This is a genomic window from Chromohalobacter sp. (genome assembly GCF_039830575.1).
GTDB lineage: Bacteria > Pseudomonadota > Gammaproteobacteria > Pseudomonadales > Halomonadaceae > Chromohalobacter > Chromohalobacter israelensis.
In genome coordinates this window covers 149,152-172,553 of the sequence record NZ_JBDOOX010000013.1, presented here as the reverse complement: position 1 = coordinate 172,553, position 23,402 = coordinate 149,152, and the positions used below count along the sequence as shown (strand labels likewise).

Genomic DNA, 23,402 nt, shown 5'->3' with positions numbered 1-23,402 from the left:
CTCAGCGGCTCGGGTTCATGACGAGGCGGTCCGCCTGAAAGCGGATCTCGGCGTTGGTGCGTGTGTAATAAAACCAGGTCAGTCCCACGCAGATCGCGTAGAAGACGATGAAGCCGTACAACGCCATCTCGGCACCACCGGTCAGGGCAATGGAGCTGCCGAACGTCTTGGGAATGAAGAAGGCACCGTAGGCGGCGATCGCCGAGGTGAAACCGATGGTCGCCGCCGACTCCTTCTCGCTCTGCTGGCGCTGGGCGTCCGCATCGAGCGATGGCATCAGCCGCGCCACCTCCTGGCGGAAGATCTCGGGAATCATCTGGAAGGTGCTGGCGTTGCCCACCCCGGTGAAGAAGAACAGCAGCAGGAACATGGCGAAGAAACCCCAGAACGCCCCCGGCTGGTCCTTGATGCCGAGGAAGAACAGCACGCCGGCCACGCAGGCAATCATCGCCGCAAACACCCACAGGGTGACTCGGGCGCCGCCGAAACGGTCGGAGATCCAGCCGGTGCCGGCGCGGGACAACGCGCCCACCAGGGGTCCCAGGAAGGCGAACTGCAGCACGTCGACCTCCGGGAACTGGTTGGAGGCCAGCAGTGGAAAGCCCGCGGAGTAGCCGATGAAGCTGCCGAAGGTGCCGGTGTAGAGCACGCACATCAGCCAGTTGTGCTTGCGCTTGAAGATCACCGCCTGATCCTTGAACGAGGATCTGGCGCTGGCGATGTCGTTCATGCCGAACCATGCCGCCACGGCACCGAGCAGGATGAACGGCACCCAGACGAAACCGGCGTTCTGCAGCCACATGCGATCGCCGTCGTTCAGGGCCTGAGGCTCGCCACCCAGTGCACCGAACACCCCGGCGGTGATCGCCAGCGGGATCAGGAACTGCATGACACTGACACCGAGGTTGCCCAGCCCGGCATTGAGCGCCAGAGCGTTGCCCTTCTCGCGCTTGGGATAGAAGAACGAGATGTTGGCCATGCTCGAGGCGAAGTTGCCGCCGCCGAAACCGCACAGCAGTGCCAGGATCAGCATCACCAGATAGGGGGTCTCGGGGTTCTGCACGGCGAAGCCGATCCATAGCGCCGGCAACGCCAGCGAGGCAGTGGACAGCGCGGTAAAACGCCGGCCGCCGACGATCGGCACCATGAAACTGTAGAAGATGCGTAATGTGGCGCCGGACAGGCCCGGCAGCGCAGCCAGCCAGAACAGCTGGTTGGAGCTGTAGTCGAAGCCCACCTGGGGCAGCTTGGCCACCACCACCGACCAGACCATCCACACTGCGAAGGCCAGCAGCAAGTTGGGAATCGAGATCCACAGGTTGCGCGTGGCGATGCGCCTGCCCTTCTCGGCCCAGAAATCCGGATCCTCGGGGCGCCAATCCTGGAGTACGAAGCGGCTGGGCGTGGACAGCTCCGGCAGGTCGGTGACCTCGTGACCGCTGCGCCACTCCTGGCGACTGGCACGCAGGATCGCGTAGTGCATCCATGCCAGCGCCGCGCCGGAGACCACGAACAGCAGCATGAAGCAGCTCTGCCAGATGCCCACCACATCGTTGAGCATGCCGAAGGTCAGCGGCAGAAAGAAACCGCCCAGGCCGCCGACCATGCCCACCACGCCACCGACCGCGCCGACATGCTGGGGATAGTAGCTGGGGATGTGCTTGAACACCGCTGCCTTGCCCAGCGACATGAAGAAGCCCAGCACCATGATCAGCGCAATGAAGCCGATCAGATTGATGGCAAACGAGAATTCCAGGGTGCCGCGAACGCCTTGCACGCTGTAGTGGGTCGGCGGATAGCTGAGCAGGAAGCTGCATGCCACCGAGACAATCAGGGTCCAGTACATCACCCGCCGCGCCCCGTAGCGGTCGGAGAGCCAGCCGCCGAGGATGCGAAACAGCGATGCCGGGATGGTATACAGCGCCGCGACGATACCGGCGGCGGTAATGCTCAGGCCGTAGACCTCGACCAGGTAATGCGGTAGCCACAGCGCCAGGGCGACGAAGCCGCCGAAGACGAAAAAGTAGTACAGCGAGAACCGCCACACGCGCAGCTCGGCCAGTGGCGCCAACTGTTGCGTGAGTGGTACGGCATCGGCACGCCGTCGCTCGCTCTGCGGATCGGTCCTGGCCAGCAGCAGGAAGACTATCCCCATCGCCGCCAGGCCCGTTGCATAGACCAGCGCCGCTCCTCTCCAGTCCAATGTCAGCAGCAGGAAAGGAGCACCGAAGTTGGTCACCGCCGCGCCGATGTTACCGGCGCCGAAGATGCCTAGCGCCGTGCCCTGCCGCTCGCGCTCGAACCAGGCCGAGGTGTACGCCACGCCGACGATGAACGAGCCGCCGGCCAGGCCGATCCCCAAGGCGGCAAGCAGCAGCATGGGATAGCTGTTGGCGAACGTCAGCAGGTAGACGCAGCCGGCGGTGACCAGCATCAACAGGCTGAACACCCAGCGCCCACCGAAGCGGTCGGTGAGAATGCCCAGAAACAGGCGGCTGATCGATCCGGTGAGCACCGGCGTCGCCATCAGCAGACCGAGCTGGGTGTCCGACAGCGCGAACTCTTGACGGATCTGCAAACCGAGTATGGAAAACAGCGTCCATACTGCAAAACACACTGTGAAGGCCAGCGTGGAAAGCCCTAGAGCACGACGTTGTTCATTGTGCGTGTTGGCGTTGGCCATCTCGTTGTCTCCCTGCGCCAGTCACATGGCATGCGCCATTCTCTGACAGGGAGGCAAAGGGCTTTTTGATTTAGATCAAGTGCTCAATGATCGACAACGTCGAGCCAACGCCATGACGCATGCCCAAGACTGCCTCAATTCAATGGCGAGGGAGCCTCGCGGAACTCGGCATAAAGCAACGGATAGGCTTCCTGCAGACGGGCCAGCTCGGCTTCCGCGCCTTCGGGCAGGGCTTTCGCCAGTTGGTCCAGGTCGTCCTCGTCGAAATGTTCGCGAATCAGCGGGAACAACTCCTCGCGCTCGCTGCGCAGGTAGGCACGGTGCGACTCCAGGTAGGCCTTGAGATCCTCGCTGAACTGGTCCATCGGCACTACCGCATCCATCAGGATCATGTCGAGATTCTGGGACAGCCGGGCCAGGCGGGCGTTGAGCGCCCGATAATCCTCGGACAGACGCTGGCACAGCCCGTTGGCCTCCGGCGCCCGTGTGTTCAACTGTTCGGTGCACATCCGTTCGAGCGGGGCGGTGAAGCCGCTCATGTAATCGAGAATGTAATCCACGACCTCGCGCATCATCTGGAAGTCGGGACGCTCGCCTTCCGCCAGCGTCTTCTGCTTAAGCTGCAATACGTGCAGCAAACGCGCCATGTTGGCATGGTCTTGGCGCAATTGGGTCAGCATGGGCATGGACAGGCCTCCTTTGCAGTCGGCGCGTGGCAGCGCGGGGTATCCGGCAGCCTATTTGCCAGTTTAGGCGAGAGTCCTCATTGACTCCCGCTCCCCCCGATGGGAACAACACCCTACCGGGGCTCGAATGTTTTACCCTAGCGGGTATGACAGGATTACGCCTGTTGGCCGAAAGTCTAGATACGATTTTGGCGACTCGACTCACCCACGATGGCATACACATGGACCTGTTCGCTTCATCCCAACCCGATAACACACCGCTGGCCTACCGGATGCGGCCGCGCCGTCTCGACGACTACGTCGGACAGGAAGCTCTGGTCGGCCCCGGCAAGCCGTTGCGCCGCATGGCGGAAAGCGGCGCGGTACGCTCGATGATCCTGTGGGGACCGCCGGGCGTGGGCAAGACGACCCTGGCCGACATCCTCGCCGATGCCTCGGGCGCCATGCTCGAACGTCTCTCGGCGGTGATGGCCGGCGTCAAGGACATCCGCGCCGCCGTCGAGCGTGCGCGCGAGGGGCAAGTGCGCGGCCAGCCGACGCTCTTGTTCCTCGACGAGATCCACCGCCTCAACAAGAGCCAGCAGGACGCGCTGCTGCCCCACGTGGAGTCCGGCCTGCTGACACTGATCGGCGCCACCACCGAGAACCCTTCCTTCGAGGTCAACTCGGCGCTGCTTTCCCGGGCGCGCGTCTACGTGTTGCGCAAGCTGGAAACCGAGGACCTGCTGCGCGTATTGCACCAGGCCCTGGCGGACACGGAGCGCGGCCTCGGAAAACGCCATATCGAGGCCGACGAGGGTGTACTGGAAACGCTGGCGCGCTCGGCCTCGGGCGACGCACGACGCGCCCTGGGCCTGCTGGAGACCGCCTGTGACTTCGCCGAGCCCACCGAGGGTGGCGAGCGCCTGACCCTGCAGGCGCTGCACGAAGTGCTGGGGCACCAGGCCAGTGCCTTCGACAAGCAGGGCGACCATTATTACGACCTGCTCTCGGCGATCCACAAATCGATACGCTCGTCACGCCCCGATGCCGCGCTCTTGTACATCGCCCAGTTCACGCAAGGCGGCGGCGATCCGCTCGACGTGGTCCGCCGCCTCGCCGCCATCGCCTCCGAGGACGTCGGCAACGCCGAGCCCCGCGCCCTGCCGCTGGTGATGGCGGCCTGGGACGCCTATCTGCGCCTGGGCGATTACGAAGGCCAGCGCGCCATCGCGCATGCCGCGCTGCATCTCGCCATCGCCCCCAAGAGCAACGCCATCGACCAGGCCTGGAATGCCGCCAAGCAGTTCGTCGCCGCGCACCCCGACTTCGAGGTGCCCACCTATCTGCGCAACGCCCCGACCAAGCTGATGGCGTCCCTCGGCCACGGCGAAGGCTACCGCTACGCACACAACGAACCCAACGGTTACCCCGCCGGCCGGGCACACGACTGCTGGCCCGCGGAGCTTCCCGCGGCCACCTTCTTCGCGCCCACGGAATACGGCCAGGAAAAGCGTTTCAAGCAGATGCAGGCCTGGCGCGCCGAGCTCGACGCCCAGGCCGATGCATCGTCATGAGAGGGGTCATGAAAGTCGTCATGAGAGTGATCATGAAAAGGCCCGCCGCCCTCAACGGCGGCGGCACATCTCGGCAGGATGACGCAGCTGGGTCAGCAAGTAGCGCTTGAGATCATCCGCCGCACCGATTTCCTCCAGCGCCGTCGCCATGCAGGCCAGCCAGGCATCGCGCTCCTCGGGGCCGATATCCAGGTGACGATGCGCCGCGGGGATGGCGATCGGCCCGAAACGCTCGCGATAACGGCTCGGACCGCCCATCCAGCCGATCAGAAACGTCGTCAGCTTGTCGCGGGACTCGTCGAGATCGGCGGGGTGCAGGGCGCGAATCCCCCGCGCCTCGGGCAGGCGCTCCATGGCATCATAGAAGCGATCCACCAGCTCGCGTACCGCCGCCTCCCCGCCCACGGCGCGCAGCGTGCTGTCACCGACGCCGAAGACGCGCGACTGACGGGATTCGTCATGAGGTTTCATCGGCCGGCTCCGTCACGTGAATGCCGAACAGGCTGGCCTCGCCGGGCGCACGGCCGAGTGCTTCGGGCGCAGTAACCTGGCCGTCGCGCACCATGACGTGCCCGCCCTGTCCCTGGACACCACCGATCACGCTCCCCACCAGATAGGTGGGGAAGATCGCCGGGTCGTTTTCGTAGTTGGGGTTGTGAATCAGGCCGATCATCTGGAAGCGCCCGCGGGTGTTGCGCAGCGACTCCAGGGAGTCCTGGATGAGCCGGCGATGGGAGAGCTTCGAGAACAGGCCATCGAGCAGGATCACGCTCTCGCGGCTGGCCCGCGCACGGCGCTTGTGATGGCCGGGCAGCTCGCGCAACTCGCGCTCGATGGCAAACTCGGAGAGCTTGACCAGCCACATCAGCGACACTGCCTCGCGCTGCCCTTCCGACATGTCCTCGTTGAGCGAGAACAGTCGCCCGTGCGGACGAATGGCGTCGTGCTTGAGGCGAATCGACACCTCGTGGAACAGGCCACGATAGATGCGCCGACGAATCTGACGCACCAGGTCGTCGTCACGGCGTCGGCTATCGCCTTCGCTCATGCCGCCATCGCGCTCGGCGCGGCGCTTGAGCGCGGCCTGATGCTCGTCGATGTCGGCCAGCAACGTGGTGATCAGTTCACGCAGCGACTCGCCGTCGATCAGCGCGGCCTTGACCTCGAAGTAGGCACCGCCCTCGCCATGGCTACGCGCCACGCGCTTGAGAATGTCCAGGTTGCCGGCGGCATCCGAGATGATCGAGCTCAGCCGCTCGACCAGCGTGCCTTCGATCTGCTCGCGCGAGGCATGCAGACGCGCCACGCGCTGGCGGTGCTCCTCGAGCTGCGTATCGAGCTGACCATGCAGCCCGGCCAGGTCGTCGAGGGCGTCGGCCGTCACGCCTTTCAGGGCCGCCAGACGAGCACGTTCGGTCTCGCTGAAGGCGCGACTTTCGGCGGCGGCTTCCAGCGCCTGGGCGAGGCGCCGCTCGAGACCGCGCACCGTCTTGTCCTGACGTTCGCGGTTGCGCGCGCGCTCGCCCAGGTTGAGCTCCGCCAGGGCGTCGAGCAGGGTTTGCTGACAGGCCTCCAGGTCGGGAAGCGACAACGTCGCCGACATGCCCGCCTGGGCATGCCATGTCGCCAACGCGGCCTCGCGCGTCTCGTGCCGTGGGTCGTCGAGCGGCCAGTGACTCGCGGCGGCGAGATCGTCCAGGGCCGCCAGCCGCCGCGCCCATCCCTCGGGTAGTTCGCGCATCACGCCCAGCCAGGCGATGGCCAGCTGGTCGACCCACTCCATGGCCCGGCGCTGCTCGGCCAGCCGCGCTTCCACCTCATCACGTTCGCGGCGCTGCGCCTTGAGCCCCTCGCGGGCCTCGAGATATGCCCGTTTGGCCGCGGCGATGTCGCGCTCGAGCTTCTGGCTGCCGCCGCTGGCGTCGCGCACGTCGAGATAGGCACGCAGGCGCGAGAAATCGAAGCGCGCACGCCGGCTCGCCGTTTCCAGCGCGGCCTCGAGCTCTTCCTGCACCGCCTCGGCGGTGGCCATGAAGGCATCGCCGCCATCGGCCTCGAACTCGGCCAGGGCGCGCAATCGATCGCGTTCGCCATCGTCGAAGAGGCTGCGCCGCTCGGCATCGATCTCGTGCAGCCGGCGCGACACGGCCTCGTGATCGCGCTCTGCCTCGGCAAGCTGCTCGCGGATCTCGCCGAGTTGCGTCTCCAGCGTCTCCAGCCGCGCCTTCAAGGCTTCGAGACGCTCGATGCCACCGGCATCGGCGAAGCGCTCCGCGGCCAGCCAGGTCGCCCCGTGGGTCTCCAGCTCTTCCGCTGCTTGCTGCATCGCCGGACGGCAATCCGCGAGGTCGCGCTCGGCCTCCTCGAGTGCCGCCTCGGCCTGGGCTACGGCGGCCTGGCCGCCTGCCTGCAGATATCGCTGATAATCGTCGATGCAATTCAGTGCCGCCTCGGTCAAGCGCGGCGTCAGCTCCGCCTGACGGGCATCGAGCTGCTGCTGGCGCTCGTCGAGCGTGGCCAGGGCCGTCTCGGCGTCCGCCTGTTGCGCCTCGCGGGCCTTGAGCGCCAGCGCGAAGACATCGCCATGCGGGTCGAGACGTTCGCATTCCGCCGCCAGGGCGGCCCGACGCTCGCGGTCGGCACTCAGGCGGCGCTCGGTATCGCGACGCAACTCCTCGAGATAGCGTGGATCGAGCGCGGCCTTGACGGCCAGGGTTTCGCTGCCCTGCACCGCCCCCAGCGGTGGCTGATCGGCCTCGAGCAGAGCCGTCAGGCGTGCGCTCTCGAACACCGGCAACGCCAGCCCGGCGTCGATCAAGCAGCGCGCGGCACGCTCTGCTTCGTCGTCTCCCGCCACCACCGGCGAAAACAACAGGCCGGCGGCCTGGCTCAGCCAGCCGCGACGCCGTTCGCGTTCGACCTCGGCGTCGTTGAGCACCGCATGCAGGGGCTGCCAGGCGATCTCTGCGGCATCCAGGCACTGCTGGGCCTCGGCTTCCACCGCCCGCCGCTCGAGCGGGTCGCCCGCCAGGCTGTCGAGATAACGCCGGCGCTCCTCGATGGCGTCATCCAGGGCATCGGCCTCGCTGAGCAGGCGCGGGTAGCGCCGCTGGGCATCACGCAGCCAGCGCTCGGGATCGGCCTCGAAACGCGAAGCGAAGTCACGCTGCGCCTGAGTCAACTCACGCAGACGCTGCTGCTCCTGCTCCAGGCGATGTCCTTCGTCATCCAGTGCGCGAGCACGCTCATACAGGGTTTGCCGCAGATGCACCGGCTCATCGTCGCCATGATAGTCGGCGTAACGCTGCGCTGCGTCATGCAGGGGGGCCAGGCGCGCCTGCTCTCGGCGGGCATCCTCGGCGCGTTGCTCGGCACCGTGACAGCGCGTTTCGAGTTCGGCCAACGCCGTCTTGCGGCGCGTCCAGAAGCCGGTGACGTCCTCCTCGGGCCAGCCGTCGACGAAGGCACGCCACGGTGCTTGCCCCTGCTCGAGCAAGCCCTGCTCGCCGGCCAGGCGTTGCTGTTCGTCGCGCAGCGCCTCGGCCTGATGGCGCAGCGTCTCGCAACGCGACGCCAACGGCTCACGCTGGGCCTCGGCCTCGGCATGCGCCTCTTCGAGCACCTCATCGCGCGCCTGCTTTTCGGCCAGGCGCTCGCCGGGCGACACTCCCGGGGCCTGTTGCTGGAACTCGGCATGCCAGGCGGCGACCTGCTTGAGCTCGCCGATGCGTCCCAGGTGGGCGTTCAAGGCTTGGCGTGCCGACTCGGCCTCGGCCTTCGCCGCCTCGGCGGTGGCTTCGGGTGCCTCCAGTTCGGCTTCGTCGAAGAGCCCCTCGCTCAGCGCCTGGGTATAGAAGCTCTGGTTGTCGACGAACTCGCGTTGCTGACCTTCCAGGCGTTCGCGTTGCTGCTCGAGCGTCTCGAGATGCCGCTCGGCGGCCTGAATGTCGGCGCCCAGCTCGTCGCGGTAGGTCTGGTCGGCGATCACCTCCTCGCGGAAGCGGTTGCCGTCGCGCGCTTCGAAGACATCGGCGCCGGCATCCAGCGCCGCCAGGGCACGATGGCGCGCGGCATCGTCGTCGAAGTTCAGGGTCTCGGCCAGCCATTCACGCGCCGCGGTGAAGTCGACGTGACCGATTTCGCGACCGGCCGGCCAGGCGGCCTCGGGCAGATGCACCAGCCGCCGGTGGGCGTCGACCCGCGCGCCGCGCTCGGACAGCGCCTGACGAATGCTGCGCTCGCTGCCTCCCGAGAGACGCGCCAGCAGCCATAGCGAGACTCGCGGCCGTCGTGTATCACCACTGGCCCAGGCGAAACCACAGGGTATCGCGGCATCCAGCGTTTCGTCCTCGGCCTCGACGGGTGTCGCGGGAATCCCCGGCAAACCCAGCAGCGCCTGTCCGCCGAGCAGACACTCGAGCCCCTGGAAGCCGGCATCGAGGCGCTCGAGCTCGTCGCGTGCCGCCAGCAGGGCTGCGCCGTCGTCGCTCAGCGTCGCCAGCCGCGCGACCTTGTCCTCGGCACGCCGCTGATCGTGCTCCGCCTCCTCGAGACGGTGACGCAACTCGGTGATGTTGGTACCGGAGTTGAGGATCACCTCCTCGATCAGTTCCTCGCTTTCGTCGGTCTCGCCCCGCGTCGCGCCGGAGAGGATCTCCGGGGCCAGCACCTCGAAGAAGAAGGCCTGGTCCGCCTTCTCCCCGCCGCGCGGCTTGATGGCATTGAAGATCTGGCTCTTGTCGGCGCCGCCCTCCTTCTGGAAGGCCGCCAGCTGCGCCAGCTCCCGGCGCGAGACATGCGCGCCGACCGCGTCGAGCCATTCTTCGCGGTTGTGGGTCAGGCGCACGCCACGATTCGCCATGTCGGCCTTGACGTCGCTGTTGGCACTCAACGCCAGCTTGCCGTCGACGGTGTAATGATGAACGGGGATGTCTTCCAGGCGCCCGGCATAGTGATAAAAAGCGAGGCCGCTGCCGTCGCTGTAGCCGTAAAAGCCGAACACGAAGGTCTCGCCGGCGACTTCCTCGCCGGCGGCGGCGAGCATGTCGTCCTGGCGCTCGCTGCCGCTGCGGGTGCGGAATTCGACGCGCAAATGGCTCCAGCTACGCCCCTGGCCGGCCACCGTGGACGGCGAGCACTTGCGGCGCGTGCGCGAGATCAGGCTTCTGTCGCGGGACAGCAGGCCGATCAGGGCTTCGGCCAGGGTGGTCTTGCCGAACCCGTTCTCCATGCTGATGGCGCTGGACTGACCGCGCAGATCGAGCAGCAGGTGACGCATCTTGGCGTCCCATGGCGAGGCAATATCGCCATGCTTGTTGAGCAGGTTGGCGACTTCGATGCGATTGATCACGCTCATGCCGTTTCCTCCGCGAGGCGTCCCTCGGCCAGCGCCTGGAGATGGCCCAATTGATGAATGCCGATTTGCTCGCACTCCAGGGCGCCAAGCAGGGTCTGCTGCCAGATATCGCCCGGCGAGGCGTCCTCGCCCGAGGCGCCGGACGCCTCGAGCAGGCCGGCGCGTACCTGCAGGTCGATGAAGGCCCGCACGCGGCGGTTGAGGTCCTCGCCGCGCTCCTCGAGCAGCACGCGGCTGGTTTCCGGTGCCGCCTCGCCCAGCGCGCGCAACGCTTCGAGTTGATCGCGCAGCAGGTCGAGCAGCTCGTGACTGGCGAAGGTCGCCTCCTGGTAACGGCTGACGTCGGAAAGCGCGCGGTTGTACCGGGTGTACAGCAGGGTATTCATGAGCAGCCACAGTTGCAGATACCACTGCGCCAGCTCGCTGCGGCTTTCCTGACGCAACTTGAGGGCCTCGAACACCGGCTGACGGGTATACAACGGAGGCTGTTCGAGCTCCGGATCCGGCAACAGCGCGTAATACCGCGACCCCGGCGCGATGCCCGGAAAGTCGCCCGCCTCGAACGTCTTGAGCCTCAGCCCCTGGCCGGCCAGAAAGTCACGCAGCGCCTCGCGCTCGAGATCGCTGGCATCGTCGATCAGCGCGCAGACATCGCGCTCGGAGAGCTGGCCCTCGCGCGCGGCGCGGCGCTTGCGGCCACCGCCCGGGACGCGTTCGGCGCTGCGGTAGCGCAGCAGGTAGGCGACGACCTCGCCCATTTCACTCATGTTCATCGTGATGCATCCTCGTTGACCGGGGACGTGCCCGCCGCCGGCGTGGCGACGCGCAAGGAAGGCGTGACGGCGGCCTGGACCACGCGGCCGTCGTCCAGTGTGACGTCGAAACCGCGGGCCTCGATCCCCACCCGCAGGTGGCTGTCGAGCAGCTCGGTGTCGACGAAGGTATTGAGCAACTGCGCCAGGCAGTCGTCTCCCTCGAACCGGTGCCAGCCCTCGGCCAGGGCCTCGGGCAGCGAGAGCGGCGCCTTTTGGATCCGGGCCCGTAGCGCCGGCCCGCGCGCCTCCAGAAAGCGTGCCAGCAAAGGGTCCTCAGGGGCCGCGTCCTGGGCTTCATCGAAGACCAGCGCGGCATGGCTGGTCTCGGCGCGACGGGTCTCGAGCAATGGGGTCAGCGGTGCCAGGCGCGGCATGGCGACGTCGACGTGAAACGGCATCAGGCGTGTCACCAGTGCCTCGCTCATGCGTGGCGCGGGGGGCGCGGCCAGCAGACCGCGCGCCACATCGGCGAAGTCGACCACGCCCATCGACTGAATGCGCCCCTCGGCGATATCGGCCAGCAACTCCGATAGCCGTCGCGAGAGGTTCTCGATCGCCGTGAGCACGCGGCCGATGGCACTCGACAGCATGCGCAGATCCCATTCCTCGCCGTGACGTGCCGCCTCGCGCTCGCGCCAGTCGGCGAAGCGCTCCATCAAGCGTGGCGTGGAAAGCTGCGCGCGTGCGTCGAGCAGCGTCTCCTGAATGCTCGACAAGGCATTGTGATAGTGGCGCTCGTTGTCGAGCAACGCCGCCAGCTTGCCCTCGCGGGTGGGGTTTTCGCGCACCCGGCGCAGTTCCTGGGTCAAGGCGCGGATCGCCAGCAGGATCTGGTTGGTGATGTCGGGAATGCGGGCGAAATCGCCCCGCGCCAGGGCGGCCAGCACCTTGGCGGCGTCGTATTCGGAATACAGGAGGTCCTCGACCTGACTGGCCAGCGTCACCGCCTGGCGGCCACTGGCGGTCAGGCGTACCTGGCCGGTCTGGCTCTGCTTCTCGATCAGGGCGGTCCGCTTGGTGCTGCGCATCGCGCGGCGCGCCTCGGCCGCCTCCCCGGCATCCGGTTCCGGCGGCGCGGATGCATCGCGCACCTCCGGTGTCGGAGGCGCATCGCGAAAGTGCACTTCACTGGGCGTGGCGAGCAGGTTGACGACGAAGCCGAGGTCATCATGCGCCAGTTCGGGATAGAACTCGCGCAGGTGCGCCAGGCAGCGCGTCTGCGACACGAAGGCGCTGTTGGTCGCGAAGTCCACATCGAGCAGATAGTCCAGCAGCAAGCAGCCGAGGTCCAGCCAGTAGCCGTCGCGCAGGCCACGCCGGCTTTCCTGGCTGACGTGCACGAACGGCGAGCCGGGCTCATGGCCACTGTCATGTAGATCGAGCAGCCGCGTGGTGGCGACGAGAAGCTTGCTCCAGGCGGTCATGGGTCGTTTCCGTGGGCAAAAGACGCATTATGCCAACAGCGAGCGCCATGGGTCATGTCCGTGGCGGCATGTCGTGTCGATCACGCACGGCATCGGCGGTCTGCGCGCCATCCCGACGGCCACAGGGTGTAAGATGTCGCCTCAATCGTGGCAAGGAGCACCGCATGGCCGACATCGACGACACCCTGCAACGCGTCTTCGGCTACGCCGACTTCCGCCCCGGCCAGCGCCAGGTGGTCGAGGCCGTGACCCAGGGGCGCTCGGCGGCGGCGATATTTCCCACCGGATCCGGCAAGTCGCTCTGCTACCAGCTGCCGGCGCTGCATCTGCCGCACCTGACCCTGGTGGTATCGCCGCTGCTGGCGCTGATGCAGGATCAACTCGAGTTCCTGCGCCGCCACGGCATCGCCGCGGCGAACCTCGACTCTCGCCAGAGCCGGGAGGAAGCCTCGGCGGTGATGGACGGCGTCAGGCGCGGCGACATCCGCATCCTGATGATCTCGGTGGAACGCCTCAAGAACGAGCGCTTCCGCGCCTTCCTGCAGCGGGTGCCGGTGTCGCTGCTGGTGGTCGACGAGGCGCACTGCTTGTCCGAGTGGGGCCACAATTTTCGTCCCGACTATCTCAAGCTGCCCGCCTATCAGCGTGAGTTCGCCATTCCGCAGGCGCTGTTGCTCACCGCCACGGCCACGCCGCGCGTCATCGACGACATGCGCGACAGCTTCGCCATCGACGCCCGGGATGTCGCCGCCACGGGCTTCTATCGTCCCAATCTCGACCTGCAGGTGCAGCCCACCGCCACCGAGCGCCGTCCCCGCGCCCTGGTCGAGTGGCTGGGGCCGCGCCTGGCCGCCTCGCCGCCCCAGCCCAGCATCGTCTACGTCACCCTGCAGAAAACCGCCGAGCAGATGGCGGCGTATCTGGGCAAGGCGGGGCTCGAGGCCCGCGCCTATCACGCCGGCCTCGACGGCGAGACCCGCGATGCCCTGCAGCAGGCGTTCATGAACGGCGAGATCAATTGCATCGTCGCCACCATCGCCTTCGGCATGGGCATCGACAAGGCCGATATCCGCAACGTCGTGCATTTCGATCTGCCCAAGTCGATCGAAAACTACAGCCAGGAGATTGGTCGCGCCGGACGCGACGGGCAACCCTCGAGCTGCCTGATGCTCGGCGGCCGCGACGCCCTGGGTGCGCTGGAAAACTTCGTCTACGGCGATACGCCCGAGCGCGACGGCATCGAGCGCGTCCTGCGGGACATCCGTGATGCCGCGCCCCAGGGTCAGTGGGAGGTACGCCTGAACGCCCTCTCCCAGCACAGCAACATACGGCCGCTGCCGCTCAAGACACTGCTGGTGAGACTCGAGCTCGAGGGCGTCATCGCCCCGCGCTACGCCTATTTCGCCGAATATCGCTTCAAGTATCTGATCGAGCCGGAGGCACTGATCGAGCGTTTCAACGGCGAACGTCGCGATTTCGTCGCCGCCCTGATCGAGGCCTCGCCCAGAGCCAAGACATGGTGCGCGCTGGACCATGAGGCGCTCGATGCCCTGGGTGCCGAGCGCGGTCTCGATACCACACGGCGTCGCGTCATCAGCGCCCTGGAGTATTTCAACGATCAGGGCTTCATCCAGCTCGAAAGCAAGCAGATGACCGAGGTGTACGGAGTGCTGCAGGCCGAGTTCGATATCGCGGCGCTCGCGACTCACCTGACCGAGTATTTCCAGCGCAAGGAAGCCGCCGAGATCGAACGGCTGCAGGCCATGCTGACCCTGTTCGAATCGACGACCTGCCTCAGCCGCCGTCTGGCCGATTATTTCGGCGATCACCAGGCGCCCGAGCATTGCGGTCATTGTTCGGTATGCCGTGGCCACGTCGCCCGGTTGCCCGCGGACACCGCACGCGCGTCGCTCGATCCCCGACAGCTCGCGGCATGGTGCGCGCCGCTTCAAGAACGCCTGGCCACGCTGGCCGACGCGCCACCGCCCAGCACGGACCTGTTCACGCGCTATCTCGCGGGACTCACCACCCCGCTGCTGACGCGCCTCAAGGCACGCCAGCTCGAGGGGTTCGCGGCGCTGGAAGACCGCCCCTACCGCGACATCCACGAGGCCGTGCGAGTGTTGTCCACGGATAACGCTCAGGCCTCCGGACGCTAGGCTCTCCTCGGCTTCGACCTCTACACTAGGGGACAGGTACGAGACATACGGCTTTCAACGATCTGACTTTCAACGACCAGGAGACAACGTCATGAGCGAGCTTTCCGAGCTGAAATGCGAGGCCTGCAGCGCCGACGCTCCCACCGTCAGTGAAGCGGAAATGCATAGCCTGGGCGCCGATGTTCCCGAGTGGCGGATCGTGGAGCGCGATGGCATTATGCAACTGGAGCGTGAATTCACGTTCCGCAATTTCGCGCAAGCCCTGGCGTTCACCAATCAGGTGGGCGATCTCGCCGAGGCACAAGGCCATCACCCGGCGCTGATCACCGAATGGGGCAAGGTCACCGTCACCTGGTGGTCCCACAAGATCGGGGGCTTGCACAAGAACGATTTCATCATGGCCGCCAGAACCGACGAGGTAGCGCAGTCCAATGTTCGAGCAGATTGAACGCGTGCCCGGGGATGCCATCCTCGGGCTCATCGAAGCCTTCAAAAAGGATCCCAACCCCCAGAAGGTCGATCTGGGGGTCGGCGTTTACCGTGACGCTCACGGCAATACGCCCGTCATGCGGGCCGTCAAGGAGGCCGAGGCGCGGCTGCTGAAGAACGAGACGACCAAGAGCTACATCGGCTCGCATGGCGATCCGCGCTATGGCCAGGCGGTGCTCGAGCTGGTCCTCGGCGCGCAATCCCCGGTGCTGGCCGCCAATCGCGCCAGCGCGACCCAGTCGCCCGGTGGTACCGGCGCGTTGCGTCTGGCGGCGGACTTCATCAAGTCGCAGCTGCCCGGCAAGGGCATCTGGGTCTCCGATCCGACCTGGCCCAACCACCTGGGCATCTTTCATGCGGCGGGCGTCGAGCTGAAGAAGTATCCGTACGTGGATGCCGACAACCGCCTCGACTTCGAGGGCATGCTGAGCGCCCTGCAACAGATTCCCGAAGGGGATGTCGTGCTGTTGCACGCCTGCTGCCACAATCCGTCGGGCTTCGACCTGTCGCGCGAGCAATGGCAGCGCGTGCTCGAGGTCGTGCGTGAGCGCCGCCTGCTGCCGCTGGTCGACTTCGCCTATCAAGGCTTCGGCGATGGCCTCGATGCCGACGCCTACGGGCCGCGCCTGCTGGCCGAAAACCTCGACGAGGTCATGATCACCAGTTCCTGCTCCAAGAACTTCGGGGTCTATCGCGAGCGCACCGGCTGCATGATCATGATCGCCCGCGACAGCGAGCAGATGGAAAACGTCCGCTCTCAGATGGCCATCGTCGCCCGCGAGAATTACTCCAACCCGCCGGCCCATGGCGGCGCGGTCGTGGCCGAGATTCTCCACGACGATGCACTGGCCACGGTGTGGCGCGAGGAGCTCACCGAGATGCGCGACCGCATCAATGGCTTGCGCCGTGACTTCGTCGAGGCACTCAAGCCCTATGGGCTGGACGAGCGCTTCGCGTTCATCGCCGAGCAACGCGGCATGTTCTCCTACACCGGGCTGAGCCCGGAACAGGTCGACCGTCTGCGCGACGAATTCGGTATCTACATGGTGCGCTCCGGCCGCGCCAACATCGCTGGCCTGTCGCAGGAAAACCTGCCCTACGTGGCCAAGGCCATCGCTGCCGTCGTCGGCTGACGACGACGATGACCGGCACGAAAACGCCCGGTGCGGTTCTCCGCATCGGGCGTTTTCGTTTCTCGCCTCGCCGCTTCACGACGTGGCGTACGACTCAGGTCCGGGCCTGTCGTCGGCAAATGGGCAGACACATTGTCACCCCGCTTTCAATCCGCCACCTCGGGCAGCGTCTCCGAGCCGACCTCGTCCCGGAACGTCTCCCGCGTGACCTCGCCCGTGCCGTCATCGAGCCTTTGGAAGAGCTCGAGTTGACCGGCCTGACGCGCCTCTTCTTCGCTAAGCACGCCATCCTGGTCGACATCCATCTGCCCAAAAGTCACCGCGTTACGGCGCTGATCGAGCGGGGTCTGCGCGCCCCCCTGCCCGAAACTGGCCTTGTCTTCGCCGACGCCGGTCGCCTCGTCGCCGATATCGCTCGCTTGCGTGGTCGGCCCATTGTCGCTTTCGGATGACGCCGCATCCGTCTGGGCCAGCACCGGACCACTCAATAACACCACCAGCGCACCGACTCCCCACCTGCGCCAGACAGCGGACATCGTCATCGCGGCCTCCTGTTCGCTTTCGTCGCTTTCCGCTTTCATGGCATCCCGGCTCACAGCAGGAACCGGGACGAATGCCAGCATTGGACAAGCGAAGCCCGCAGGGATTCCCCCGTCGACGAAATCACGCGGCGTAGCGGGAGACGTCCAGTCCGATGGGGTCGATGGCGGGCCGACGCCCGGCCATCAAATCGGCGAGCAGATGGGCACTGCCGCAGCTCATCGTCCAACCGAGAGTGCCATGACCGGTGTTGAGCCAGAGGTTGTCGTAACGCGTGGCGCCGATGATCGGCGTCGAATCCGGGGTCATCGGGCGCAGCCCGGTCCAGAACTCGGCCTTGGCCGCGTCGCCGCCTTCGGGAAAGACATCGCGCACCACCATGCTGATGGTCGCACGCCGCTTTTCCAGCAGGCTCAGATCGTAGGAGGCCAACTCGGCGGTACCACCGACACGTATCCGGTCGTCGAAACGCGAGATCGCGACCTTGAAGGTCTCGTCCATGACCGTGGATTGAGGCGCGCCCCCATCGTCGGTCACCGGCAGCGTCAGGCTATACCCCTTGACCGGATAAATCGGCAAGCGGATATCCAGGTCCTTGACCAGCAGCGGCGAGAAGCTGCCCAGGCACACCACGTAGGCATCCGCTCGAAGAGAGCCCGCCGACGTGACCACGCGCTCCACGCGCCCGGCCTGGCGTTCGATACGCTGAATATCCACACCGAAGCGGAACGTGACCCCCAGGTGCTCGCGACAATGCTCGGCCAGGCGTTGCGTGAACAAGTGGCAATCGCCGGTCTGATCGTCGGGCAAGTGCAGCCCGCCCACGAACTTGCCCGGCACGCGCGCCAGTGCCGGTTCGGCCGTCACCAGTTCCTCGGCACCCAGCAGCCGGTGACGCACGCCGCATTCACTCAACACCCGCATGTCCTTGCCAGCCGCCTCGACCTGCGATTCATGCCGGAAAAGCTGCAGCAGACCGCGCTGGCGATCCTCGTAGCGAATTCCCGTATCGCGGCGCAGTGCATCGATGCATTGGCGGCTGTACTCGGCGACACGCACCATGCGCTCCTTGTTGACGGCATAGCGCTCGGGCGTGCAGTTGTTGAACATCGCCATCATGAAGCGTGCCATGGCAGGGTCGCGCTTGGGCTGAATCTTCAGCGGTGCATGCTCCTGGAACATCCACTTGAGTGCCTTGCGCGGGATGCCGGGCGCCGCCCAGGGGGAGGAAAACCCGAACGACACCTGACCGGCATTGCCGTAGCTGGTTTCCATGGCGGGGGCCTCGCGACGATCCACCACCGTGACCTCGTGACCCTGGGTCGCCAGGTAATAGGCGCTGGTGACCCCGACGACGCCGCTACCGAGAATGAGTACCTGCATGGATGCCTCGCCTCTGTACTGAACGCGCTGAAAAGAAGCGCCAGTATAAGACGAGAAAACCAGTGGAATATTTTGTATTGACGCTATCACATGTTTGATATGAACGAATTTTTTATGAAAGTCAGTCCTTGAAACTTAAAAAACAGCGTTTTGCAGAATCACTCCGCGGTGGCCATGCGACGCTTCAGGGAGCGGCGGAAAATCCCCCAGGCCAGTCCCCCGGCCAGTACGTTGCCCAGGGCGGCGCCCCAGGCGACGCCGAAGACGCCGGCCAGCCATGCCCCAAGCGCCAGGCAAGGCAGATAACAGACGAACAGGCGCATGAACGACAACAGCATCGCACGCATCGGCCACCCCAGGGCATTGGAGGCAGACACCACGAGCATGCACAGCCCCAGCAGGCTGTAGCTGGGCAGCAGCCAGCGAATCAACATGGCGAGTTCATCGCGTATTTCCGGATTGCCCGACAACGCCACGGCCACCCAGGGCGCCGCCACGGCCATGACGATTCCCAGACCGAGCTGCCAGATGGCAGCGGTGCGTGCCGCCAGCATCATCAGCGCCTCGATACGTGGCCAGTCTCCCGCCCCGTAACAGCGCCCCAGCCAAGGTGGCAGCGACATGGTCAAGGCCAGCACCACCATCAGCGACAACGTTTCCAGGCGGCTGGCGAGCCCCCAGGCCGCCACGGCGGTTTCGCCCAGTCCGGCCACCACCCAGGTCGCCAGCATCGCGGAAAGCGGAGGCATCAGCTGGCTGACCATCGCCGGGCCCGCGATGGTCACGAACGGACCGGACGACTCGCGTACCTCGCGACGCAGTCCATGACGCGCCAGCCAATCATGCGAACGAAGACGCCGTACCAGCAGCCAGATGCCGATGGCGAACGCGAGTGCCGTTGCCCACGCCGCGCCAGGCAGCCCCCAGCCCGACCAGTCGCCGACACCGAAGATCAGCAGTGGATCCAGCCCCAGGTTGAGCAGGCTGGTGACGACCATGAGCTTGCCCGGCAGGCGGGTATCGCCGTGCGCACGAAACAGGCTATAGCCGAAATACAGCACTGCGCCCAGCCAGTTGGCCAGCAGTTGCGGTCCCCAGTAGGCACGGATCAGGGCACGCGTGGGCGTATCGGCCCCCAGCAAGGTGAACAGCGGCGTCTGCGCCAGCCACATGATCAGCATCAGCACTGCCATCAGCGCACTGCCGCCGAACAGAACGAGGGTACCCAGGCGTCGCGCACGCGCCATGTCGTCGGCACCGAGGGTTCGCGAAATCAACGCCGCAATGGCGATCCCCATCCCCACCTGCACGCCAATGATCAGAAACGACAGCGGAAACGTGAAGGACTGAGCGGCGAGCGGTTGCGTCCCGAGGCGGGCGATGAAGGCACTGTCGACGAGCTGGAAGCCCAGAAGCGCCAGGACGCCGATAGCCATGGGCCAGGTCTGCTGCCACAGCTGGCGGCGTAACGAGGATGTGGATTCCGTCACGGAAACCTCTTTGCGAATCAGCGTTCAAGGTATCAAACAGGGCGCCCCCGGTATCGAGAATACCGGGGGCGCCAAGCCTAGCAGAAAGCGTCCTCAATGGCGCCGGTCTTGCGCGTTCAGTCCCACTCGGGGGCAAAGTCCGGGTTGGCGATACGCTCGCCGCGATCCAGCGCGTCGATGCGAGCCATCTCCTCGGCACTCAGCGTGATCCGCATCGCCTCGAGATTGGACTGCTGGTGCGCCGGCTTCGTCGAGGACGGAATCACCACGATATCGCGGGCCGCCACCCAGGCGAGCGCGATCTGAGCCGGTGTCGCCTCGTGCGCCTCGGCGATCGCCTGGAGTACCGGATCATCCATCACCTTGCCTACTGCCAGCGGCATGTAGCCCGTCACCTGCAGGCCCTTGTCCTGACAATGCGCCACCACCTTGCGGTTGGCCAGGTAAGGATGCACCTCGATCTGGTTGGTGATCAGATGCTCGCCGCCCGGCACCGACAGCGCCCGATCGATCTGCGCCACCGTAAAGTTGGAGACGCCGATGTCGCGCGTCAGGCCCTGTTCACGGGCTTGGTTCAAGGCCCCGATGTAGTCGGCCATGGGCACTTCATCATCGGGCGAAGGCCAATGCACCAGCGCCAGATCGACGTAATCGACCCCGAGCTGTCGCCGACTTTCCTCGAGGCTATCGAGCAATGCCTGCGGCTGCAGTTGATCCCACCATACCTTGGTGGTCAAGAAGATCTCCTCGCGCGGCACGTGGCTTTGCGCGAGCGCCTCGCCTACCGCGCGCTCGTTGCCATAGAACTGCGCGGTATCGATATGCCGATACCCCAGCGACAGCGCCGAGGTCACGGAATCGATGACGTCCTGATCCTTGAGGCGAAAGGTACCAAGCCCGATACGAGGCAAGACCGTGCGTTGCGTAGCCATGCTGACTCCTTGTCATGCTGCGAGAAAGGCGCCTGGATACAACAGGAAAAAGTCATTAAGCGCCCTGTTTTACGTTTAGATCACGTGGGGCCCCCGCCATTGACTTTCAATACCGTTCACCCCCTAGATCATGGCGACGATGCGTCCCTTGCCGCCTTCATATGCCACACGGTAGAAATATAAAGTTACATTTTGAAAAGATTTCATTGCATGCCTCATTCATTCTATGCCCGCATGGTCATCGCGGCGGTCATGCCTTTCATGGTCATGCTGACGGGCTGCATCACGCTCTACCAGGCGTCTCAGGCGGAACAGCACACGGCACGCAGCGTCGCACAGACGCTGGGCGTGATCGCCGATGCCAATCATCTGATGCGTCTGTTCATGGATGCCGAGACCGCCCAGCGTGGCTACGCGCTCACCAGAGACGGCGATTACCTGGCACCCTACCAGCGGGCCCTGAGCATGTTTCCGCGTACCCTGGGAACCCTGCGTGACAGCGTCCAGGGCGAGACGCAGCAACAGCGTCTGGCACGTGCCAACCGGCTGTTCCGTCAGTGGGTGAAAAACGTCGCCAATGTCAGCATCGTCGAAACACAAGGCAACGGCAGCGGCCTGCCGGGGGCTGCGACGCCTGCCAGCAAACGCCTGGTGGACGAGTTTCGCGTGATCATGGGCAACTTCATCGATACCGAGGAGGCGTCCCTGCATGTACGCCAATCCGACAGCCGTGATGCCGCCATGAATGCACAGCGGATCATGATCGTCAGCATCCTCCTGGCGCTCGCCGGTGCCCTGGTCACCTGGTGGCCGCTTTTCCAGCGCACACGACATGCCGTGATGGAGATTACCCAGCGTTCGCGGCGCATGGTGGAAGGCGATCTCAGCCAGCGCGTCATACTGCCCGGGCGCGATGAGTTCGCCTGGATGGCACACGCCTTCAATGCCATGGCGGCACGCCTCGAAGCCCTGGTCATCACCGAAAAACGCACCAGCCGAGAACTCGCCGAACGCGTCCATGCCCTGGTTCAGGAGCGTACGCGCGACATGCGGGCTCGCCATGCCTTGATCGAAACCCTGCAAGCCTGCCGCGACACCCGCAGCGCCCAGGACGCCCTGCGCGATCAATTGCCTCATGTCTTTTCCCACGCACGGGGCGGCGCGCTGTGGTGCCTGGACATGCATTCTCCGCAGCCGCCTCAGCGTGTGTGTCACTGGGGCGATGCGCCGGGAAACGACGTGCAAACGTTCCAGACGTGTCATGCCCTGCACACGGGCCAGCCGCAGGACATCGCACTGCCATCGGCACGACACGCCAGCGCATGCCCGCACGTGCTGGCGTCACCGACGCCCGGACGTCATTTGTGTCTGCCACTGAAGGGCTCGGAGGGCATTCTCGGCGTGTTGCAGGTGCACTGGCTGCCCGAGCGCGATGCCGACGACGACAACGATGCCCGCGTCGACTTCGCCAAGGGCGTCGCCGAGGACATGGTATTGTCCCTGAGCAACGTTCGGCTGCGTGAACAACTCGAGGAGGCCAGCATCCGCGATGCCTTGACGGGCCTGTACAACCGGCGTTTCCTGGACGAGACCCTGGCGCGCGAACTGGCGCGTGCCGAGCGGCAAGCGGTCCCCTTGTGCGTGCTCATGCTGGATATCGATCATTTCAAGCCGATCAATGACGATTACGGGCATGCACTGGGCGACCGAGCGCTGGTGGCGGTAGCCGAACTGCTGAACGCCCATGTCAGGCGCGACGATATCGTATGCCGCTACGGTGGGGAGGAATTCGTGATCATCATGCCCGGCGCCGGCCTGGATGCCGCACAGCGGCGTGGCGACCATTTACGCCGTTGCGTCAGCGCGCTGGACGTCGAGGCGAATGTCCCGGCGCCGATACGCTTGACCGTGTCTCTGGGGCTCGCCTGTTACCCGCAACATGGCGACAACGCGGAACACCTGCTGCACAGTGCCGACATGGCGCTCTACGAAGCCAAGCAAGGCGGCCGCAATCGCCTGACGATCGCATCGCCGTGAACTGAACGACATCGCCCCGCCGAAGCGGGGCGATGTGGAAGACATCAAGAGCGGGCATGTCCCGTGGTTATTGGCGAATGCCCTCGACCACGAGGTACATTTCCACGGTGGAAGCCGTGGGCCCCAGCTTGCTGGTATCGATGCCGAAATCGGCCAGCGTCAGCGTCGTCGTGCCCTCGAAGCCATGGCGATATTCGCCCCAGGGATCATCGCCCCCACCGATATGCTCGACATCGATGGTGATCGGCTGCGTTTCGCCATGCAGCGTCAGGTTGCCCGACAGCTCGCCCTCACCGTCGCCGGTCGACTCGAATCCCGTGGACTCGAACGTCGCGGTGGGATACTCCGAGGCGTCGAGGAAGTCGTCGCTCAGGATGTGCTTGTCGCGTTCGGCGTGTGCCGTATGGAGGCTGCTCACGTCGACCTCGACATTGGCGCTGGAGGCTTCCGGCGCGTCGGGATCGTAATTGAACGTCCCCGTGAAGTCATCGAAGGTGCCCAGCACATAGGAATAGCCCAGGTGGCTGATCTTGAACTGGATGAAGGCATGCTGCCCCTTGCTGTCGATCTGGTACTCGGCGGCGTTGGCCTGAGTCATCGGCAACAGCGCGGCTGCGCCGAGGGCGGCACCGGTTACGGTATTGCGTAGCGTTTTCGAGAACATCGTCACCTCCTGAGGTGAAGGATTGAAGTGCCAACGCGGCGGAGCATCGCCACGC

Annotated in this window: 16 protein-coding genes; 5 read left to right on the top strand and 11 right to left on the bottom strand. The window is 65.5% G+C overall.

Annotated features, from left to right (window positions below):
• Window position 1 precedes the first annotated feature (1 nt).
• Both ABGX75_RS13280 and ABGX75_RS13275 read right to left on the bottom strand, forming a co-directional pair.
• Window positions 2–2,683 carry an MFS transporter gene (locus ABGX75_RS13280; protein ID WP_011506630.1) on the bottom strand — a complete coding sequence of 894 codons (2,682 nt, stop codon included), beginning with the start codon at window positions 2,681–2,683 and terminating at the stop codon, window positions 2–4.
• A 134-nt stretch (window positions 2,684–2,817) separates the two neighbouring features.
• The gene (locus tag ABGX75_RS13275) at window positions 2,818–3,363 is read right to left on the bottom strand and encodes a hemerythrin domain-containing protein (protein WP_043559160.1); all 546 of its coding nucleotides are present in this window, start codon (window positions 3,361–3,363) and stop codon (window positions 2,818–2,820) included.
• A gap of 227 nt (window positions 3,364–3,590) precedes the next feature.
• Here ABGX75_RS13275 and ABGX75_RS13270 point away from each other — a divergent pair, with 227 nt between their 5' ends.
• Window positions 3,591–4,925: a replication-associated recombination protein A gene (locus tag ABGX75_RS13270; RefSeq protein ID WP_043558104.1), complete on the top strand. Its 1,335-nt coding sequence runs from the start codon at window positions 3,591–3,593 to the stop codon at window positions 4,923–4,925.
• Window positions 4,926–4,976: 51 nt separating this feature from the next.
• Here ABGX75_RS13270 and ABGX75_RS13265 read toward each other — a convergent pair whose 3' ends face one another.
• Genes ABGX75_RS13265 through ABGX75_RS13250 form a run of 4 tightly spaced genes read right to left on the bottom strand, consistent with a single transcriptional unit; the run spans window position 4,977 to window position 12,520 of the window.
• The gene (locus ABGX75_RS13265; RefSeq protein WP_011506627.1) at window positions 4,977–5,396 is read right to left on the bottom strand and encodes a group II truncated hemoglobin; all 420 of its coding nucleotides are present in this window, start codon (window positions 5,394–5,396) and stop codon (window positions 4,977–4,979) included.
• Entirely contained in the window at window positions 5,383–10,281 is a 4,899-nt protein-coding gene (locus tag ABGX75_RS13260) for a hypothetical protein (RefSeq protein ID WP_347410504.1), read from the bottom strand. The genes ABGX75_RS13265 and ABGX75_RS13260 overlap by 14 nt, the downstream gene beginning before the upstream one ends.
• Complete coding sequence (locus ABGX75_RS13255) at window positions 10,278–11,054, bottom strand: hypothetical protein (protein WP_011506625.1); 777 nt, start codon at window positions 11,052–11,054, stop codon at window positions 10,278–10,280. The genes ABGX75_RS13260 and ABGX75_RS13255 overlap by 4 nt, the downstream gene beginning before the upstream one ends.
• Window positions 11,051–12,520 carry a hypothetical protein gene (locus tag ABGX75_RS13250; RefSeq protein WP_035410305.1) on the bottom strand — a complete coding sequence of 490 codons (1,470 nt, stop codon included), beginning with the start codon at window positions 12,518–12,520 and terminating at the stop codon, window positions 11,051–11,053. The genes ABGX75_RS13255 and ABGX75_RS13250 overlap by 4 nt, the downstream gene beginning before the upstream one ends.
• Before the next feature lie 164 nt (window positions 12,521–12,684).
• Between ABGX75_RS13250 and ABGX75_RS13245 the strand changes: the two genes are divergently transcribed.
• The 3 genes from ABGX75_RS13245 to ABGX75_RS13235 all read left to right on the top strand — a co-directional run bounded on the left by ABGX75_RS13245 (window position 12,685) and on the right by ABGX75_RS13235 (window position 16,301).
• Window positions 12,685–14,679 (top strand): RecQ family ATP-dependent DNA helicase, encoded by a 1,995-nt coding sequence (locus tag ABGX75_RS13245; RefSeq protein ID WP_218781705.1) that lies wholly within the window; start codon window positions 12,685–12,687, stop codon window positions 14,677–14,679.
• A gap of 91 nt (window positions 14,680–14,770) precedes the next feature.
• Entirely contained in the window at window positions 14,771–15,127 is a 357-nt protein-coding gene (locus ABGX75_RS13240) for a 4a-hydroxytetrahydrobiopterin dehydratase (protein ID WP_011506622.1), read from the top strand.
• Window positions 15,111–16,301, top strand: a complete 1,191-nt coding sequence (locus ABGX75_RS13235; RefSeq protein WP_347410505.1) for an amino acid aminotransferase — start codon at window positions 15,111–15,113, stop codon at window positions 16,299–16,301. Before ABGX75_RS13240 ends, ABGX75_RS13235 begins: the two co-directional genes overlap by 17 nt.
• Before the next feature lie 146 nt (window positions 16,302–16,447).
• Here the strand turns inward: ABGX75_RS13235 and ABGX75_RS13230 are convergent, their stop codons facing one another.
• The 4 genes from ABGX75_RS13230 to dkgB form a co-directional block, all read right to left on the bottom strand.
• Complete coding sequence (locus ABGX75_RS13230; RefSeq protein ID WP_347410506.1) at window positions 16,448–16,882, bottom strand: hypothetical protein; 435 nt, start codon at window positions 16,880–16,882, stop codon at window positions 16,448–16,450.
• Window positions 16,883–16,964: 82 nt separating this feature from the next.
• Window positions 16,965–18,224, bottom strand: a complete 1,260-nt coding sequence (locus ABGX75_RS13225) for a D-amino acid dehydrogenase (RefSeq protein WP_110061282.1) — start codon at window positions 18,222–18,224, stop codon at window positions 16,965–16,967.
• Window positions 18,225–18,382: 158 nt separating this feature from the next.
• Complete coding sequence (locus ABGX75_RS13220; RefSeq protein ID WP_301968335.1) at window positions 18,383–19,714, bottom strand: MATE family efflux transporter; 1,332 nt, start codon at window positions 19,712–19,714, stop codon at window positions 18,383–18,385.
• A gap of 116 nt (window positions 19,715–19,830) precedes the next feature.
• Window positions 19,831–20,646 (bottom strand): 2,5-didehydrogluconate reductase DkgB, encoded by an 816-nt coding sequence (gene dkgB / locus ABGX75_RS13215; RefSeq protein WP_011506617.1) that lies wholly within the window; start codon window positions 20,644–20,646, stop codon window positions 19,831–19,833.
• 210 nt (window positions 20,647–20,856) lie between these two features.
• Here dkgB and ABGX75_RS13210 point away from each other — a divergent pair, with 210 nt between their 5' ends.
• Window positions 20,857–22,683 carry a diguanylate cyclase gene (locus ABGX75_RS13210; protein ID WP_301968333.1) on the top strand — a complete coding sequence of 609 codons (1,827 nt, stop codon included), beginning with the start codon at window positions 20,857–20,859 and terminating at the stop codon, window positions 22,681–22,683.
• Between the two features lie 67 nt (window positions 22,684–22,750).
• Here the strand turns inward: ABGX75_RS13210 and ABGX75_RS13205 are convergent, their stop codons facing one another.
• Complete coding sequence (locus ABGX75_RS13205; protein WP_035410325.1) at window positions 22,751–23,347, bottom strand: YceI family protein; 597 nt, start codon at window positions 23,345–23,347, stop codon at window positions 22,751–22,753.
• Window positions 23,348–23,402: the final 55 nt, after the last annotated feature.

Coding starts and splice junctions, on each gene's coding strand:
- ABGX75_RS13280 (WP_011506630.1), bottom strand. CDS start 2,683: ATGGCCAACGCCAACACGCACAATGAACAACGTCGTGCTCTAGGGCTT.
- ABGX75_RS13275 (WP_043559160.1), bottom strand. CDS start 3,363: ATGCTGACCCAATTGCGCCAAGACCATGCCAACATGGCGCGTTTGCTG.
- ABGX75_RS13270 (WP_043558104.1), top strand. CDS start 3,591: ATGGACCTGTTCGCTTCATCCCAACCCGATAACACACCGCTGGCCTAC.
- ABGX75_RS13265 (WP_011506627.1), bottom strand. CDS start 5,396: ATGAAACCTCATGACGAATCCCGTCAGTCGCGCGTCTTCGGCGTCGGT.
- ABGX75_RS13260 (WP_347410504.1), bottom strand. CDS start 10,281: ATGAGCGTGATCAATCGCATCGAAGTCGCCAACCTGCTCAACAAGCAT.
- ABGX75_RS13255 (WP_011506625.1), bottom strand. CDS start 11,054: ATGAACATGAGTGAAATGGGCGAGGTCGTCGCCTACCTGCTGCGCTAC.
- ABGX75_RS13250 (WP_035410305.1), bottom strand. CDS start 12,520: ATGACCGCCTGGAGCAAGCTTCTCGTCGCCACCACGCGGCTGCTCGAT.
- ABGX75_RS13245 (WP_218781705.1), top strand. CDS start 12,685: ATGGCCGACATCGACGACACCCTGCAACGCGTCTTCGGCTACGCCGAC.
- ABGX75_RS13240 (WP_011506622.1), top strand. CDS start 14,771: ATGAGCGAGCTTTCCGAGCTGAAATGCGAGGCCTGCAGCGCCGACGCT.
- ABGX75_RS13235 (WP_347410505.1), top strand. CDS start 15,111: ATGTTCGAGCAGATTGAACGCGTGCCCGGGGATGCCATCCTCGGGCTC.
- ABGX75_RS13230 (WP_347410506.1), bottom strand. CDS start 16,882: ATGAAAGCGGAAAGCGACGAAAGCGAACAGGAGGCCGCGATGACGATG.
- ABGX75_RS13225 (WP_110061282.1), bottom strand. CDS start 18,224: ATGCAGGTACTCATTCTCGGTAGCGGCGTCGTCGGGGTCACCAGCGCC.
- dkgB (WP_011506617.1), bottom strand. CDS start 20,646: ATGGCTACGCAACGCACGGTCTTGCCTCGTATCGGGCTTGGTACCTTT.
- ABGX75_RS13210 (WP_301968333.1), top strand. CDS start 20,857: ATGCCTCATTCATTCTATGCCCGCATGGTCATCGCGGCGGTCATGCCT.
- ABGX75_RS13205 (WP_035410325.1), bottom strand. CDS start 23,347: ATGTTCTCGAAAACGCTACGCAATACCGTAACCGGTGCCGCCCTCGGC.